Source organism: Pseudonocardia sp. GCM10023141 (genome assembly GCF_042653605.1).
In genome coordinates, this window is sequence record NZ_JBHSIR010000055.1 from 461,083 (window position 1) to 475,994 (window position 14,912).

Here is a 14,912-nt window from a genome sequence, read left to right on the forward strand (position 1 = left end):
GTGCGGTGACCGGGGCCGATCCGGTCGCCGTGCGGCTCGTCGGAACGGCCACTCCCTTCACCGCCCGTGTTCATCCCTTCACAGAGCGATCACTACCGTTCGGCTCTCACGTTCGCGGCATTCGCCGATCACTCGGCACAGTGGATTCAACACAGTGGGTCACGCAGTCCCCCGTCCACCCGCTCCCCCGAGGTCGCACGAGTGGCAATCCACACGCTTTCCCGTGATGCTGTCGTCACTGCCCGTTATGAGCAGTCGATGCTCGCCGCGCCGCCCGGGCGCGCCGGTCGGCACAGCAGGCACGCCCAGCCGGTACCGGCCACGGCGTCTGCCAGCCGTCTCCGATCGCTCGACGGGCTGCGCGGGATCGCCGCGGTCGTGGTGCTCGTCCACCACTCGTTCCTCACGCGCCCGGCGCTGGCCGAGCCGTACCGCGCTCCGGGAAGCGGCGCGATCGGCACCGCCGACTGGTGGCTGACGTTCACCCCCGCCCACCTGATCTGGGCCGGTACCGAGGCGGTGTTCGTCTTCTTCGTGCTCAGCGGGCTGGTGCTCGGCCTGTCGGCCAAGCCCGGATGGCGCCCGCTCTGGTCCTACTACCCGTCGCGGGTGCTGCGGCTGTTCCTGCCCGTGTGGGCGGCTGTCGCGTTCGCCGTCGTGCTCGCGCTGGCCGTGCCGCCGGTGTGGGGTGCCGCCGACAGCTGGTGGATGGCCGCCAACACCCAGCTGCCGAGCGTGGCGGGGGTGCTCCGCGACCTCGGGCTGCTGGTGGCGCCGGGCGCCACCAACCACGTGCTGTGGTCGCTGCAGTGGGAGATGGTGTTCTCCCTCGCGCTGCCGCTGTTCGTGCTGGCAGCCCGGCTGCGGTGGCTGTCGTGGGCGGCCAAGGTGGCGCTGGTCGTCGCGGCGATCGCGGTGGCGTCGGAGGTCGGGAGCATCGCGCTGTCGTCGCTGGCCCTGTTCGCGCTCGGCACGCTGATGGCCACCGGGCGCGAGCGGCTCGAGGGGTGGGCCGCGCGGATCGAGGCGCAGCCCCGCTCCGCCGCCCTGTGGGCCGTCGTCATGGCGGTCGCCGCGGTGCTGATCACGTCGTACTGGCTGCTGTACGCCCCCGGTCTCCCGGTGAGCGCGCACGCGGTCGCCGCGACGCGGGCGCTGCAGGCCGTCGGGGCGTGCCTCGCGGTCGGCGTCGCCTGGCACTGCCCCGGGGCCCGCCGCCTGCTGCTGACCCGGCCGGTGCAGTGGCTGGGCGTGCGCTCGTTCAGCCTCTACCTGCTGCACCTGCCGGTGGTCACCACGGTCGCCCTGCTGCTCGGCGGGGCGCCGCCACTGCCGGTCACGCTCATGATCGCCGTGCCGGTCGCGCTCGGGCTCACCGTCGCGTTCCACCGCTACGTCGAGCGGCCGAGCCATCGGCTCGCCCGTCGGATCGGCGCGGCGGCGGCAGCGCTGGCGCCGCGGCTCGAGAGCGCGCCGGCCACCGGCGTGGCGCTCCACCGGCACCGGGGTCAGGCGATGCGGTCCGACTTCGCGGCGGGCTGAGACGCGCAGCCCCGCTGCACCACGGTACGAACGGCACGTTCGTCCACCTCTGCTGCACGAACGCGCCGTTCGTTCGGAGCCGCCGGCGCCCGCCACCACATCAGCGCCGCGATCCCGGCCGCGGCGAGCACGGGCACCGCGCCGCACACCGCCATCCCGACGCGCGGACCTGCGGTCGCGGTGATCCAGCCGATCAGCGGCGCGCCGAACGGCGTGCCACCCACGAACGAGAGCATGTAGAGACCCATCACGCGGCCCCGCATGTCCGGTGCCACCCACAGCTGCACCGACGAGTTGGCCATCGCCTGGAACGCCAGGTTGACCACGCCCATCACCGCCAGCGCCGCGAGGAACACCGGCAGCGTCGGCGAGAACGCCGCCCCGACCTGCACCAGCCCGAACGCCGCACCCGCGAGCACCAGCAGGCGCAGCCGGGGGTGCACCCGCCGGCCCGCGATCAGTGCCCCCGCCGCCGACCCGACGGCGAGCACCACGTTGAACAGCCCGTAGAGGTCGGCACCGCCCCGGAACGTGGAGTCGGCCATGGCGGTGAGCACCACCGGGAAGTTGAGCCCGAACATCCCCACGACACCGACCAGCACGATCGTCCACGCGACGTGCGGGCGGGCGGCGATGTGGTGCAGCGCCGAGCGGAGCTGGCCCGGCTCCCGCCGCACCTGCGGCGCGGGCATCAGCGCAGCGGTGCGGATCATCATCAGCCCGACCAGCGGGCCCGCGTAGCACAGGGCGTTGGCCGCGAAGGCCCACCCGATCCCGATCGTGCCGATCAGGACCGCGGCCACCGCGGGTCCGAGCAGCCGGGTGGTCTGGAAGACCGCCGCGTTGAGCGCGATCGCGTTGCGCAGGTGCCGCGTCGGCACCACCTCGTTGACGAACACCTGACGCGTCGGGTTGTCGACGGCGAACACGATCCCGGCCAGCAGCGCGAACGCGTAGACGTGCTCGACACGCACCGCACCACTGAGCGTGAGCACGGCGAGCGTGGACGCGAGCACCGCATTCACGGACTGGGTGATCATGAGGATCGTGCGCTTCGGGAACCGGTCGGCGAGCATGCCGCCGTACATGCCCAGCAGGAGCATCGGGAGGAACTGCAGGGCCATCGTGATGCCGACGGCCGACGCGCTGCCGGTGAGCTCGAGCACCAGCCAGTCCTGGGCGATGCTCTGCATCCATGCGCCGGTGTTGGCGACGCTCTGACCAGCGACGTAGATACGGAAGTTCGGGACGCGCAACGCCGCGAAGGTGCTGCGCCCGGGATCGGTGTGCGAGGTGGTGGGAGGAGAGAGGGTGGTGCTGCCGGCCGCCGCCGTGGTCACTGCGAACCCTTCGTCGAGATCAAGACGGGTTCCAGTCTCACGATCGGCAACGCTATTCTGAACCCCGATCAGACGACTTACTGTTATCGCGAGGTGTGATGAGCGAGCTCTACGAGCCGGCCCAGCTGCGCACGTTCCTCGCCGTGGCGCAGACCCGCAGCTTCACCCAGGCCGCCGCGCGCCTCGGGATCCGCCAGCCCACCGTGAGCCAGCACGTCCGCAAGCTCGAGCAGGCCACCGGCCGCACGCTGGTGCAGCGCGACACCCACACCGTCACGATCACGGCCGAGGGCGAGGCCATGATCGGTTTCGCCCGGGCCATCCTGTCGGCCCACGAGGACGCCGCCGGCTACTTCAGCGGTGAGCGCCCCCGCGGCCGGCTGCGCATCGGCATGTCCGACGACCTCGCGCTCACCCGCCTGCCCCAGATCCTGCGCGACTTCCGGCGCGACCACCCCCGCGTCGACCTCGACCTCACCGTCGACCAGAGCGGCACCCTGCACCGGCGGCTGGAGAACGACCGGCTCGACCTGTTCGTCGGCAAGCGCCCCCGCGGGGAGGACCGCGGCACGCTCGTGAAGCGCGACCGGCTCGTCTGGGTCGGCAACGCCGCCACCCGGCTCGACCGCTCCCGACCGCTGCCGCTGGTGGGCTACCCGCTCCCGAGCCTGAGCCGCACCGCGATGCAGAGCGCGCTGGAACGCGCCGACACGGCCTACCGCAGCGCGTGCATCTGCCGCGGCGTCAACGGTCTGATCGCCGCCGTCGCGGCGGGCATCGGCATCTCGGTGCTCGCCCAGAGCCTCGTCCCGGTGCAGCTCACCGCGCTCGGACCGCAACACCGCCTGCCCGAGGCGGGCCACATCGACCTGGTGCTGCTCACCAACCCGCGCACCGAGCACCGGCCCGCCACCCGGGCGCTCGCGGCCGCCGTGCTGGCCAGCGGGCCCTCGACGCTCGCGCCACCGTGAACCCCACCGAAGGAGCGCCGTGCTCAGCCACCCCCTCACCCCGACCGCCGAACTGCGCGCGCTGGAGCCGTGGAACGCCACCGAGTTCGCCGCCCACGTCGACGCGCACCGCGACTACCTCGGGGTCTGGCTGAACTGGGACGAGATCATCACCGACACCGCCACCGCGGCGGCGTACCTGCAGAGCTACGCCGACAGGACGGCCACCGACACCGGCCGGATCTACGGCATCTGGCTCACCGACGACACCGGTCCCGCCACCCTCGTGGGCGGCGCCCTGTTCCGCACGTTCGACGTCCGCAGCGGCACCTGCGAGGTCGGCGTCTGGATCGCCCCCGACGCCGCCGGTCGCGGGCTGGTCACCCACGCCGTCCGGTTCATGATCGACTGGGCGGTGCGCGTGCGCGGCCTGAGCCGCGTCGAGTGGGTGTGCGAACCCGGCAACGTCCGCAGCGTCGCCGCGGCGAAGCGGCTCGGCATGGTCTCCGAGGGCATCCGCCGTTCGGTGTACGAGCGGAAGGGAACCCGGCGCGACCTGGAGACCTTCGCGGTTCTCGCCGACGACTGGGCCGATCACCGGGCCGACGACCGGGCCACCGCCGGACCGCCGGTGGCAGTATCGGGGAATGCCCCGCGCACACTCGAACGGCCTTGAGCTGGAATACGACACCTTCGGCGATGCCGCCGACCCGACGCTGTTGCTGGTGATGGGCCTCGGCGCCCAGATGATCACCTGGCCGGTGGGCTTCTGCGAGCTGCTGGCCGCACAGGGCTACCACGCCGTGCGCTACGACAACCGCGACATCGGGCTCTCCACCCACCTCGACGATCTCGGACTCCCCGACACGGCCGCGATCATGGGCGGTGACACCTCGACGGCGCCGTACCTGCTGGCCGACCTCGCCGACGACGCCGCCGGCCTGCTCGACACGCTGGGCGTCGCGAAGGCCCACGTCGTCGGCGCCTCCATGGGCGGGATGATCGCGCAGCAGTTCGCGATCGACCACCCGGACCGGCTGCTGAGCCTGTGCTCGATCATGTCCACCACCGGTGACCGCAGCGTCGGCGCGTCGAGCCCCGCGGCGATGGCCGCGCTCACCCGGCCGCCGGGCACCACCCGCGAGGAGATCATCGAGGGCGGCCTGGTCGCGCAGCGCGTCATCGGCTCCCCCGGCTACCCGCCGTCGGACGAGTACCTGCGCGAGCGCGGCGCCGAGTCCTACGACCGCTCGTTCCACCCGGCCGGCTTCGCCCGCCAGTTCGCCGCGATACTGGCGTCCCCCGATCGCACCGAGGGCCTGCACGGCGTCACCGCCGCGACGCTGGTCGTGCACGGCGAGGCCGATCCGCTCGTCCACGTCAGCGGCGGCCGGGCCACCGCGGCGGCGATCCCCGGCGCCGAACTGCTGGTCCTGCCCGGCATGGGCCACGACCTGCCGACCGAGCTGTGGACCACGATCGTCGAGGCGATCGCCAAGAACGCGAAGGGCTGAGCCACCCTCGCACACACCGCAGCGCGCTCGCACACGCCTTCCACGGTGTGTGCGGGCACGCCAAGGTGGGTGCGAGCGACGGGCACGCCCCTAGCCCTTGTGCTAGTCAACGCTCGTGACTAGCTTCGTTGCGTACTCCGGCGACGAAGGGCTGCCCCATGCATCCACACCTCGGACAGCCCGACGCCGCCCGGATCCGGGAGCGACTGCAGCGGCTCGTTGCGGCCGAGTCCCCCTCCGGATACGTCGACGGGCTCGAACGCTGTCACGCGCTGCTGCAGGAGTGGGGCACTCCGCTGTTCGGCCGCCCGGCCGAGATCGTCGCTGACCAGGGCACCCCGCACCTGCTCTGGTCGGCCACCCGCGGGCCGGGCGTGCTGCTGCTGTGTCACGTCGACACGGTCTGGCCGTTGGGCACGATCGACGGCTGGCCGTTCACCGTCGACGGTCACCGCGCCACGGGTCCCGGGGTCTTCGACATGAAGGCCGGCATCGTCGCGGCACTGGAGGCGCTCGCGCTGTGCGCCGACCCGACGGCGGTGAGCCTGCTCGTGACCGGTGACGAGGAGATCGGCTCCCCCACCTCCCGCACCCTCATCGAGAAGGTGGCGGCCGGCTGCACCGCGGTGCTGGTGCTCGAGCCGAGCCTCGACGGCGCGGTCAAGACCGCACGCAAGGGTGGGTCGATCTACCGGGTCGACATCACCGGCCGCGCCGCCCACGCCGGCCTGGAGCCGCACCGCGGCGTCAACGCCCTGATCGAGCTGGCCACCCAGACGCTGACCATCGCCGGGCTGGGCGACGCCGAGCGCGAGACGACCGTGACGCCCACCGTGGCGTCGGCGGGTACCACCACCAACACCGTGCCCGCCGCGGCCAGCCTGCGGGTGGACGTCCGGGCGTGGGAGACGGCCGAGCTGGAGCGGGTGCACGCCAGCATGCACGCCCTCACCGCCACCGTCACGGGCGCCTCGCTCACGGTCGACGGCGCGATCAACCGGCCCCCGCTCGAACGCGCCGGCTCCCTCGACCTGCTCACGCTGGCCCGCCGGGTGGCAGGCGAGCGCGGGCTTCCCGACGTCACCGAGGCCGCGGTCGGCGGCGCGTCGGACGGCAACTTCACCGCAGCGCTGGGCATCCCCACGCTCGACGGGCTCGGGCCGCTCGGCGGTGGCCCGCACGCCCGCCACGAGTGGGCCGACCTGACGTCGCTGGCCGAGCGCTCCTCACTCGTCGCCGGGATGCTCGACGCTCTCGCCGCGGCGCGCCCGTGACCGTGCCGCCCGCATCTCGATCGCGTCGAGCATGAGCTCCAGGCCCACGTCGAAGGCCTCGGGGGCGCCCAGGCTGGGCAGCCGATCGGCCAGCTCGGCGATCGTGGGGTAGGTCTCGGGGTCGAGCTGGCGGTACTCGACCTGCCAGGCCAGCTCGTCGCGGCGACGCACGTCGGGCTCCAGCGCCAGCGTCGCGGCCTCCAGGCTCGCCACCGAGCGCACGAAGTTGCCCAAAGCGCGCTGCATGACGACCACCTCGTCGTCGTCGAGCCCGGCCCGGCGCAGCGCGTCGAGCGTGAACTCGACGTTGGCGAACTCCACCGGCCGCCGGGTGGTGCGCATGACCATCTCCTGCGCGAACGGTGCGTAGCGCACGTAGTGCTCACGCACCCGCTGGGAGATGGTGCGCATGTCGGCGCGCCAGTCGTCGGTGGCCGTGACGGTGCCGCCGTAGGACCGGGCGCGCAGCCCGTCGACCAGCTCGAGCACCAGCTCGTCCTTGTCGCGGAAGTGCCGGTACAGCGACGTCGGGTGGGCACCGAGCGCATCGCCGATCGCCTGGAACGTGAGCGCGTGCAGGCCGTCGCGCAGCGCGATCTCCTCGGCCGCGGCGAGGATCGTCTCCTGGCTCAGGCTGTCGCGCGGACGCCGGGCCCGCGGCGCGGTCTTGGGCCCGCCGGGCTTGGATCGCCGGTTGTTCGGCTGCCGCGCGACTGTCATCGGGGTCCTCCCGCTCGTCTGACCGGCGCCATCGAAGGGTGCATTGTCGCACCTCGTGTCGACACCGCTGGCAGCAGCGTAGTCATTGTTCCTGACTATGAACATGCCTAGACCCCTTGCGCGGGGTTTGACGTGCCCCTACGCTCCGTCCCAGCGCACCTCGGTGCCGGCACGTTCCGCCACTCGGGGGGCCGACGAAAGGCCGAAGAATGAGCATTCGGAACCGACATTCCCGGTGGGTGATCGCGGTCGGGCTCGCCACCGCACTGCTCACCGCCGCCTGCACGAGCGGGGGCGTCACCACGAAGGCGAACGCCCCCGCCGCCGACCTACCCGTCCGCCAGGGCGGCAGCATCGTGATCGGCGCCGAGGCCGAACCCGACTGCGCCGACTGGATCGCCAGCTGCGCGGGCAGCATCTGGGGCAGCTACACGATGATGATCCCGACCATCCCGCGGGCCTTCGAGTCCCGGAAGGTCAACGGCAACTGGGTGCCCGTCGCGTCCACCGCGATGGCGGGCGAACCGCAGGTCGTCGTCGACGGGACCGGCCAGAAGGTCACCTACCGGATCAACCCGGCCGCGGTCTGGTCCGACGGCCGGCCGATCACGTCCGAGGACATCAAGTACACCGCGCTGCAGATCCGCGACGGCCAGGACGTCTTCTCCAAGACCGGCTACGACCAGATCGCCGCGATCGACACGCCCGACCCCAAGACGGCCGTCGTCACGTTCACGAAGGTCTTCGCGAACTGGCGGTCGCTGTTCAGCGACACGTCCGGGATCCTGCCCAGCCACCTGCTCGCCGGCAAGGACCGCAGCGCGGTCATGAAGGACGGCTACACCTTCAGCGGCAGGCCCTGGAAGATCGAGTCGTGGGTCAAGGGCAGCGCCGTCACGCTGGTGCCGAACCCGAACTACTGGGGTGCCAAGCCCAAGCTCGACAAGGTGACGTTCCAGTTCACCTCCGACACGGCGGCCGCGTTCCAGGCGTTCAAGACCGGCCAGCTCGACGCGCTCTACCCCACGCCGCAGCTCGACGCGATCGACCAGATCAAGGCGGGCGTGCCCAACGCGCAGTCGGCCGTCGACGCGCAGTCGGGCAACCTCGAGGCGCTGTGGCTCAACAACGCCACCGCACCCTTCGACTCCACCGCGTTCCGCCAGGCCGTCTCGTACTCGCTCGACCGCAAGGCGATCGCCACCCGCCTCTACGGCGCGCTCGGGGTCACCGAGCCCGCGCAGAGCGTCCTCACCCCGATCATCGCCCAGTACGGTGGTAGCGACTTCGCCCAGTTCGTGCCGGACCCCGCCAAGGTCACGAGCCTCATGCAGGGCGACGGCTGGGCCAAGGACCCCGACGGGATCTGGGCGAAGAACGGCACCCGGGCCACGTTCAGCATCACCTCGCTGGCCGGCAACAAGCGCCGCGAGCTCACCGAGCAGATCCTGCAGCAGCAGCTCAGGTCGGCGGGGTTCGACGCGACCATCACGAACACGACCGCCGCCGACCTGTTCGGCAAGCGCGGACCGGCAGGTCAGTTCCAGATGGGTCTCTGGACGCTGATCACCACCTTCCCGGAGCCGACGCTGTCGGACTCCTTCAGCTCCACCGCGATCCCGTCGCCCGCCAACGGCAACTCGGGCATCAACTTCGCCCGGATCACGGTGCCCGGCATCGACGCCGTGCTCAGCAAGGCCGACTCGGTCACCGACGAGACGGCCCGCATCGCGGCCACCAAGGAGGCCGACCGCATGCTCGCGAACTCAGCGGCCGTGCTGCCGCTCGACGCCATCCCGAACGTGCTGCTGTGGAACAAGAAGATCGGCGGCCCGGTGACCATCAACCCGTCCCAGGGTCCGTTCTGGAACCTGGACCAGTGGGGCCTGACGAGCTGAGAGGCCTTCCATGCTCACCTTCGTGACGCGGCGGTTGCTGTACTCGGTACCCGTCGTGATCGTCGCGTCGTTCCTGCTGTTCTGGGCCGTGCGCGTCACGTTCGACCCGCTCGCGAAGCTGCGGACGGGGCCCGACCCCACCGCGCTGGCCCGCGAGACCGCCCGGCTCGGGCTCGACCGGCCGATCCCCGAGCAGTACTGGCTGTGGCTCAAGGCGTTCGCGGGCGGCGACTGGGGCACGAGCTCCCGCACCGCGGGCGCGGTGCGCGACATGATCTTCCCGGCACTGGGCACGACGCTGCAGCTGGTGGCGTGGGGAGCGCTGTTCGCGGCGCTCGCCGCGCTCGCGGTGGGGGTCTACTCGGCCGTGCGGCAGTACTCGGTGGGCGACTTCGCGCTCACCGGCCTGTCGTTCGTCGGGGTGGCGCTGCCGCCGTTCTGGCTGGGACTGATCCTCATCCAGCTGCTCGCCGCCTGGCCGCAGCAGCAGTTCGGCACCGACGACCCGCCGCTGTACTTCGTCGGGCTCCATTCGCCTGACGGTAGCGGGGTGTTCGACTACGTCCGCCACCTCGTGCTGCCGGTGCTGACGCTGACGGTCGGGCTGGTGGCCAGCTGGAGCCGGTTCACCCGCACGACGATGCTCGAGACGCTCTCGAGCGAGTACGTGCGCACGGCGCGGGCCAAGGGCGTGCCGCGCCGGCAGGTGATCGTGCGCCACGCGCTGCGCACGGCGCTCGGCCCCTTCGTCACGATCGCCGCGGTCGACGCGGGCCTGCTGTTCGGCGGGCTCGTCGTCACCGAACAGATCTTCGCGATCCAGGGCATGGGCCGGCTGTTCCTGGACTCGCTGCTCGCCGGGGACGTGTTCGTCCTCGTGCCGTGGATGCTGGTGATCGCGCTCGCGGTCATCGTGTTCAACCTGCTCGCCGACATCTCCAACGCGTTGCTGGACCCCAGGGTGAGGCTCTGATGACCGCCACCGTCCCTGCCGTGACCGTCCCGACGACCACACCCGCCGACCGCAGGCAGTGGCAGCTGATCAGCAGGCGCTTCCGGCGCCACCGCCTCGCCGTCGCCGCACTCGTCGTGCTGCTCGCGCTGCTCGTGTGCTGCTTCGGGGCCACCTGGATCGCCCCGTTCGCCCGCAACGCCCAGGACCTCGCGCTCGGACCCGTCGCCCCGTCGGCCGCGCACTGGCTCGGTACCGACGAGCTGGGCCGCGACTACCTCTCCGAGATCCTCTACGCGGGCCGGATCTCGCTCGCCATCGGCCTGTCGGTCGCGGTCCTGTCCACCACGGTCGGCACGGTGCTCGGCGCGGCAGCCGGCTACTTCGGCGGCTGGCTCGACGAGGTCGTCATGCGCGTCACCGACCTGTTCCTCGTGGTGCCCGGGATCGTCGTGCTGGCCGTGGCGCTGGAGGGGTTCGGCCACACCCCCACCACGATCGTCCCGGTGCTGGCCGCGCTCGGCTGGACGTCGGTTGCGCGCGTCGTGCGCGGGCAGGTGGTGTCGCTGCGGGAGAAGGAGTACGTCGCGGCGGCCGTCGTGCTCGGCGCCAACCACCGGCGGATCATCGCGCGCCACATCCTGCCCAACCTGACGGGCGTGATCGCGGTCAGCACGTCGCTCGGCGCCGCCACGGCGGTGATCATCGAGTCGACGCTGAGCTTCCTGGGCTACGGCGTGCAACCACCGGAGTCGAGCTGGGGCAACATGCTCAGCCAGGCGTCCGGGTTGATCGGCACCGACAAGGTGTACCTCCTGTACTTCCCCGGCCTGTTCATCCTGCTCACCGCGCTGTCGATCAACTTCCTCGGCGACGGGATGCGCGACGCGCTCGATCCGCAGGGGGGACGGTCATGAGCCTGCTCGAGGTTGCCGACCTCGGCGTCTCCTTCCCCACCGACGACGGCCCCGTCACGGCCGTGTCCGGGCTGTCGTTCACCGTCGATCCCGGCCAGACGCTGGGCATCGTCGGCGAGTCGGGCTCGGGCAAGAGCATCACGTCCATGGCGATCATGGGCATCCTGCCGCGGCGCGCCGCGATCACGGGGTCGATCCGGTTCCAGGGCCAGGAGCTGCTCGGACGCTCGGAGGACCAGCTGCGCGAGCTGCGCGGCAACCGGATCGCCATGATCTTCCAGGACGCGCTGGCCGCACTCACGCCGGTGCACACGGTCGGCGAGCAGATCGCGGAGGCGATCCACGTGCACGACCGCACCGTCGGCAGGGCGGCACTGCGTGACCGGGCCGTCGAGCTGCTCGACGTCGTCGGCATCCCGGCACCCGCCACACGGGCGGGTCAGTACCCGCACGAGCTCTCCGGCGGCATGCGCCAGCGCGTCATGATCGCCATGAGCATCGCCAACGAGCCCGACCTGCTCATCGCCGACGAGCCCACCACGGCGCTCGACGTCACGGTGCAGGCCCAGATCCTCGACGTCATCGAGCGCATCCAGGACCGCACCGACGCGGCGATCCTGCTGATCACCCACGACCTGGGCGTGGTCGCCGGGGTCGCCGACCGCGTGCTCGTCATGTACGCGGGCACCAAGGTCGAGGAGGGCCCGATCGAGCCGATCTTCTACGAGACCGCCCATCCCTACACGCAGGGCCTGCTGGCCGCGCTGCCGCGCCTGGACGGGCGCCACGGCGAACGCCTCTACCGGATCCCGGGCCAGCCGCCGAGCCCGCTGAACCGGCCGTCGGGATGCGCGTTCCATCCGCGCTGCCGCCATGCCGTGGCCGGCCGCTGCGACGCGTCCACGCCGGTGCCCACCCCTGTCGGCGACGCGCATTCCGCGTCCTGCCTGCGACTCGACGAGCTGAAGGGGGCGACCGCGTGACCGCTCTTGATGTCGCGGCGATCGAGGTGACCGGCCTGGTCAAGGAGTACCCCATCCGGTCGGGGCTGCTGCGCCGCCGTACCGGCACCGTCCAGGCCGTGTCGGGCGTCGACCTCCGCATCGCGCGCGGAACCACGCTCGGGCTGGTCGGTGAGACCGGCTGCGGCAAGAGCACGCTCGCGGCCTGCCTCGTCCGGCTGGTCGAGCCGACCGCGGGGCACGTGCAGCTGGGCGATGAGGACTTCACCTCCCTGTCCCCCGGCCGGCTGCGGGCGGCGCGGCGGCGGATCCAGATGGTGTTCCAGGACCCCTACGCGTCGCTCGACCCGCGGATGACGATCCGCTCGATCCTCACCGAGGCGCTCGACATCCACGGCCTGCACCGCGGCCACGAGCAGGAGCGGGTGCGGGAGCTGCTCGACCTCGTCGGGCTCGACCCGCAGCACGCCGGCCGGTTCCCGCACGAGTTCTCCGGCGGGCAGCGCCAGCGGATCGGGATCGCCCGCGCACTGGCCGTCGACCCGGACGTCATCGTGCTCGACGAGCCCGTCAGCGCACTCGATGTCAGCATCCAGGCGGGTGTGATCAACCTGCTCGAGGACCTGCAGGACCGCCTCGGCCTGACCTACCTGCTCATCGCCCACGACCTGTCGGTGGTGCGCCACGCCAGCGACGAGGTGGCGGTGATGTACCTCGGCCGGATCGTCGAGCAGGGGCCGTCGGCCCGCCTCTACGAGCAGCCGCACCACCCCTACACCCAGGCGCTGCTCTCGGCGGTGCCGCTGCCCGACCCGCGCGCCGAGCGCGCGCGCACCCGCATCGTCCTCACCGGCGACGTCCCGAGCCCGGCCGACCCGCCCTCGGGCTGCCGGTTCCGGACGCGCTGCTGGAAGGCCACCCAGACCTGCGCCGACCAGGTGCCCGCGCTCGTCGCCGATGAGCACGGCCACCAGGTCGCCTGTCACCACCCGGAGCTGATCGATGTCCTCTGACGTTTCCTGGCGCGAGCACTTCGCCACCCCCATCCGGTGCGGCACCTTCCGCTGCGCCGGTGCCGTCGATGCCGAGCTGGTGCTCTCCATCGGCGCGAAGGCGCAGGAGGTGGCGGTCTGGGATCCCGCCACCGGCACGCTCGTCGACGTGCCGAACCTGCCGCACAGCCTCGAGGGCCCGGTCCTGTCCGCCGACGCCCGCTCGGTCCTCGTCCTGAACGACCCGACCGGCACCGAGATCGGGCACCTGTGGTCGTTCCCGCTCGACGGCTCGCCCGCCACCGACCTGACCCCGGACATGGCGCCCTACACGATGCGCGGCGTCGACGTCGCCCGCGACGGCTCCGCGGTGGTGATCAACCCGGCCAACAGCGACGGGTTCGCGCTGTGGATCATCCGCGACGGGGTCCGTTGCCTCTACCGCAGCGACCACGAGGCCTGGAACAGCCTCGTCGCGGCCGACGCGGCGCTGGCGAGCATCGACACCACCGACCACAATCCCGGCATCCGGCGCTTCGCCGTCACGGTGGTGGACACCGCGAGCGGTGCCGTCGTCGGGGTGCTGTCGGACGGGCCGTTGGCACCGGTGCGGGGTGTGCGCTTCTCCCCCGTCGCGGGTGACCCGCGGATGCTGGTGAGCACCGAGCGCACCGGCTTCGCCCGGCCGGCGGTCTGGAACCCGCTCACCGGCGAGCGGGTCGACGTCGACGCCCCGGAGCTGGCGGGTGAGCTGGTGCCGCTGGACTGGTCCGACGACGGCGGCCGGCTCCTGCTCGTGCACGTCGACCGCGGGATCCACCGGGTGCACGAGTACGACCTGGGCTCCGGTGCGCTGACGCGGGTCGAGCATCCCGACGGCGCGTACTTCGAGCCGGACGTGGCGGCCGTACCCAGCAACATCTGGGCGTCGCACTACGGGCCGGGCGGCGAGATCCGGTTGCTGCGCCAGCGCACGGACCTGCCACTGGAGGTGCTGGCGCCCGGTGGGGACGGGCGGCGCAGCCTGCTCGCGCCCGAGAACGTGGTGCCCGGTGTCGCGCTGCGCTCGGAGGAGGTCGTGTCGCGCGACGGCACCCGGTTGCAGCTGTGGGTGGCGCGCCCGCCCGGCACCACCGGTCCCGTCCCGATGATCCTGCACCTGCACGGCGGCCCGAACCTGTGCTTCGTCGACCGCTACCACCCGGCGGCGCAGGCGTGGCTCGCCGAGGGATTCGGGTTCGCGTCGCTCAACTACCGCGGCTCGGTCACGTTCGGCCGCGAGTTCCGGGAGGGCTTCTGGGGCGCCGTCGGGGACCGCGAGCTGGAGGACGTCGAGGCCGCGTGGCAATGGCTGGTGGAGGGCGGCATCGCCGAACCGACCCAAACGTTCATCACCGGCTCCTCCTACGGCGGGTTCCTGACGCTGCTGAGCCTCGGAAGGCTCCCGGAGCTGTTCGCGGGCGGGCTCGCGTTCATCGCGATGGCCGACTGGGAACGGGCCTACGACGACATGAACCCGGCACTGCAGGCGGCGTGGCGCGGGTTCATCGGCGGCAGCCCCGAGACCGCGATCGAGAAGTTCCGCTACAGCTCGCCGCTCACCTACGTCGAGAACGTCCGGGCGCCGGTGCTGCTGAGCCAGGGCATCCACGACACCCGCACCCCGCCGGAGCAGGCGGCCGAGTACGCGCGCCGGCTCACCGCGGCGGGGGGCGACGCGCTGCTCGACTGGTTCGACGGCGGCCACGGCGCGAGCAGTACCGAGCGGATGGCTGACATGCTCGACGTCGAGCTGGACCTCGTGCGCAAGGCGCTGCGCGGCGAGCGGTGGTCCCCGGCGTAAGGATCGGA

At 72.1% G+C, this 14,912-nt stretch carries 13 protein-coding genes; 11 read left to right on the plus strand and 2 right to left on the minus strand.

From position 1 onward, the window contains the following. Positions 1 to 258 precede the first annotated feature (258 nt). The gene (locus ACFPFQ_RS31220; protein ID WP_379625241.1) at positions 259 to 1,542 is read left to right on the plus strand and encodes an acyltransferase family protein; all 1,284 of its coding nucleotides are present in this window, start codon (positions 259 to 261) and stop codon (positions 1,540 to 1,542) included. Here the strand turns inward: ACFPFQ_RS31220 and ACFPFQ_RS31225 are convergent. Beyond that, the gene (locus ACFPFQ_RS31225; protein WP_379625243.1) at positions 1,509 to 2,882 is read right to left on the minus strand and encodes an MFS transporter; all 1,374 of its coding nucleotides are present in this window, start codon (positions 2,880 to 2,882) and stop codon (positions 1,509 to 1,511) included. The genes ACFPFQ_RS31220 and ACFPFQ_RS31225 overlap by 34 nt on opposite strands. A 98-nt stretch (positions 2,883 to 2,980) precedes the next feature. Between ACFPFQ_RS31225 and ACFPFQ_RS31230 the strand changes: the two genes are divergently transcribed. From ACFPFQ_RS31230 to ACFPFQ_RS31245, 4 genes are all read left to right on the plus strand, one after another. Then, complete coding sequence (locus ACFPFQ_RS31230; RefSeq protein WP_379625245.1) at positions 2,981 to 3,853, plus strand: LysR family transcriptional regulator; 873 nt, start codon at positions 2,981 to 2,983, stop codon at positions 3,851 to 3,853. 19 nt (positions 3,854 to 3,872) lie between these two features. After that, complete coding sequence (locus tag ACFPFQ_RS31235; RefSeq protein ID WP_379625246.1) at positions 3,873 to 4,508, plus strand: GNAT family N-acetyltransferase; 636 nt, start codon at positions 3,873 to 3,875, stop codon at positions 4,506 to 4,508. Then, positions 4,480 to 5,346, plus strand: a complete 867-nt coding sequence (locus ACFPFQ_RS31240; protein WP_379625247.1) for an alpha/beta fold hydrolase — start codon at positions 4,480 to 4,482, stop codon at positions 5,344 to 5,346. The genes ACFPFQ_RS31235 and ACFPFQ_RS31240 overlap by 29 nt, the downstream gene beginning before the upstream one ends. 158 nt (positions 5,347 to 5,504) lie before the next feature. Then, positions 5,505 to 6,620, plus strand: coding sequence for a M20/M25/M40 family metallo-hydrolase (locus ACFPFQ_RS31245; RefSeq protein WP_379625249.1), 1,116 nt, complete (start codon positions 5,505 to 5,507; stop codon positions 6,618 to 6,620). Here ACFPFQ_RS31245 and ACFPFQ_RS31250 read toward each other — a convergent pair. Further along, the gene (locus ACFPFQ_RS31250) at positions 6,573 to 7,340 is read right to left on the minus strand and encodes a TetR/AcrR family transcriptional regulator (protein WP_379625251.1); all 768 of its coding nucleotides are present in this window, start codon (positions 7,338 to 7,340) and stop codon (positions 6,573 to 6,575) included. The genes ACFPFQ_RS31245 and ACFPFQ_RS31250 overlap by 48 nt on opposite strands. A gap of 209 nt (positions 7,341 to 7,549) precedes the next feature. Between ACFPFQ_RS31250 and ACFPFQ_RS31255 the strand changes: the two genes are divergently transcribed. The 6 genes from ACFPFQ_RS31255 to ACFPFQ_RS31280 are packed head-to-tail and all read left to right on the plus strand — an operon-like array spanning position 7,550 to position 14,904. Beyond that, a complete protein-coding gene (locus ACFPFQ_RS31255; protein WP_379625253.1) occupies positions 7,550 to 9,238 on the plus strand; it encodes a peptide ABC transporter substrate-binding protein in 1,689 nt (562 codons plus the stop codon). 22 nt (positions 9,239 to 9,260) lie between these two features. Next, positions 9,261 to 10,211, plus strand: a complete 951-nt coding sequence (locus ACFPFQ_RS31260) for an ABC transporter permease (protein WP_379625255.1) — start codon at positions 9,261 to 9,263, stop codon at positions 10,209 to 10,211. Further along, positions 10,211 to 11,107, plus strand: a complete 897-nt coding sequence (locus ACFPFQ_RS31265) for an ABC transporter permease (protein WP_379625257.1) — start codon at positions 10,211 to 10,213, stop codon at positions 11,105 to 11,107. The genes ACFPFQ_RS31260 and ACFPFQ_RS31265 overlap by 1 nt, the downstream gene beginning before the upstream one ends. Beyond that, positions 11,104 to 12,090, plus strand: a complete 987-nt coding sequence (locus tag ACFPFQ_RS31270; protein WP_379625259.1) for an ABC transporter ATP-binding protein — start codon at positions 11,104 to 11,106, stop codon at positions 12,088 to 12,090. Before ACFPFQ_RS31265 ends, ACFPFQ_RS31270 begins: the two co-directional genes overlap by 4 nt. Beyond that, on the plus strand, positions 12,087 to 13,082 hold the full coding sequence (locus ACFPFQ_RS31275; protein WP_379625261.1) for an ABC transporter ATP-binding protein: 996 nt from the start codon (positions 12,087 to 12,089) through the stop codon (positions 13,080 to 13,082). Before ACFPFQ_RS31270 ends, ACFPFQ_RS31275 begins: the two co-directional genes overlap by 4 nt. Continuing rightward, positions 13,072 to 14,904, plus strand: coding sequence for a prolyl oligopeptidase family serine peptidase (locus ACFPFQ_RS31280; protein WP_379625263.1), 1,833 nt, complete (start codon positions 13,072 to 13,074; stop codon positions 14,902 to 14,904). Before ACFPFQ_RS31275 ends, ACFPFQ_RS31280 begins: the two co-directional genes overlap by 11 nt. The last annotated feature ends 8 nt before the right edge of the window (positions 14,905 to 14,912 follow it).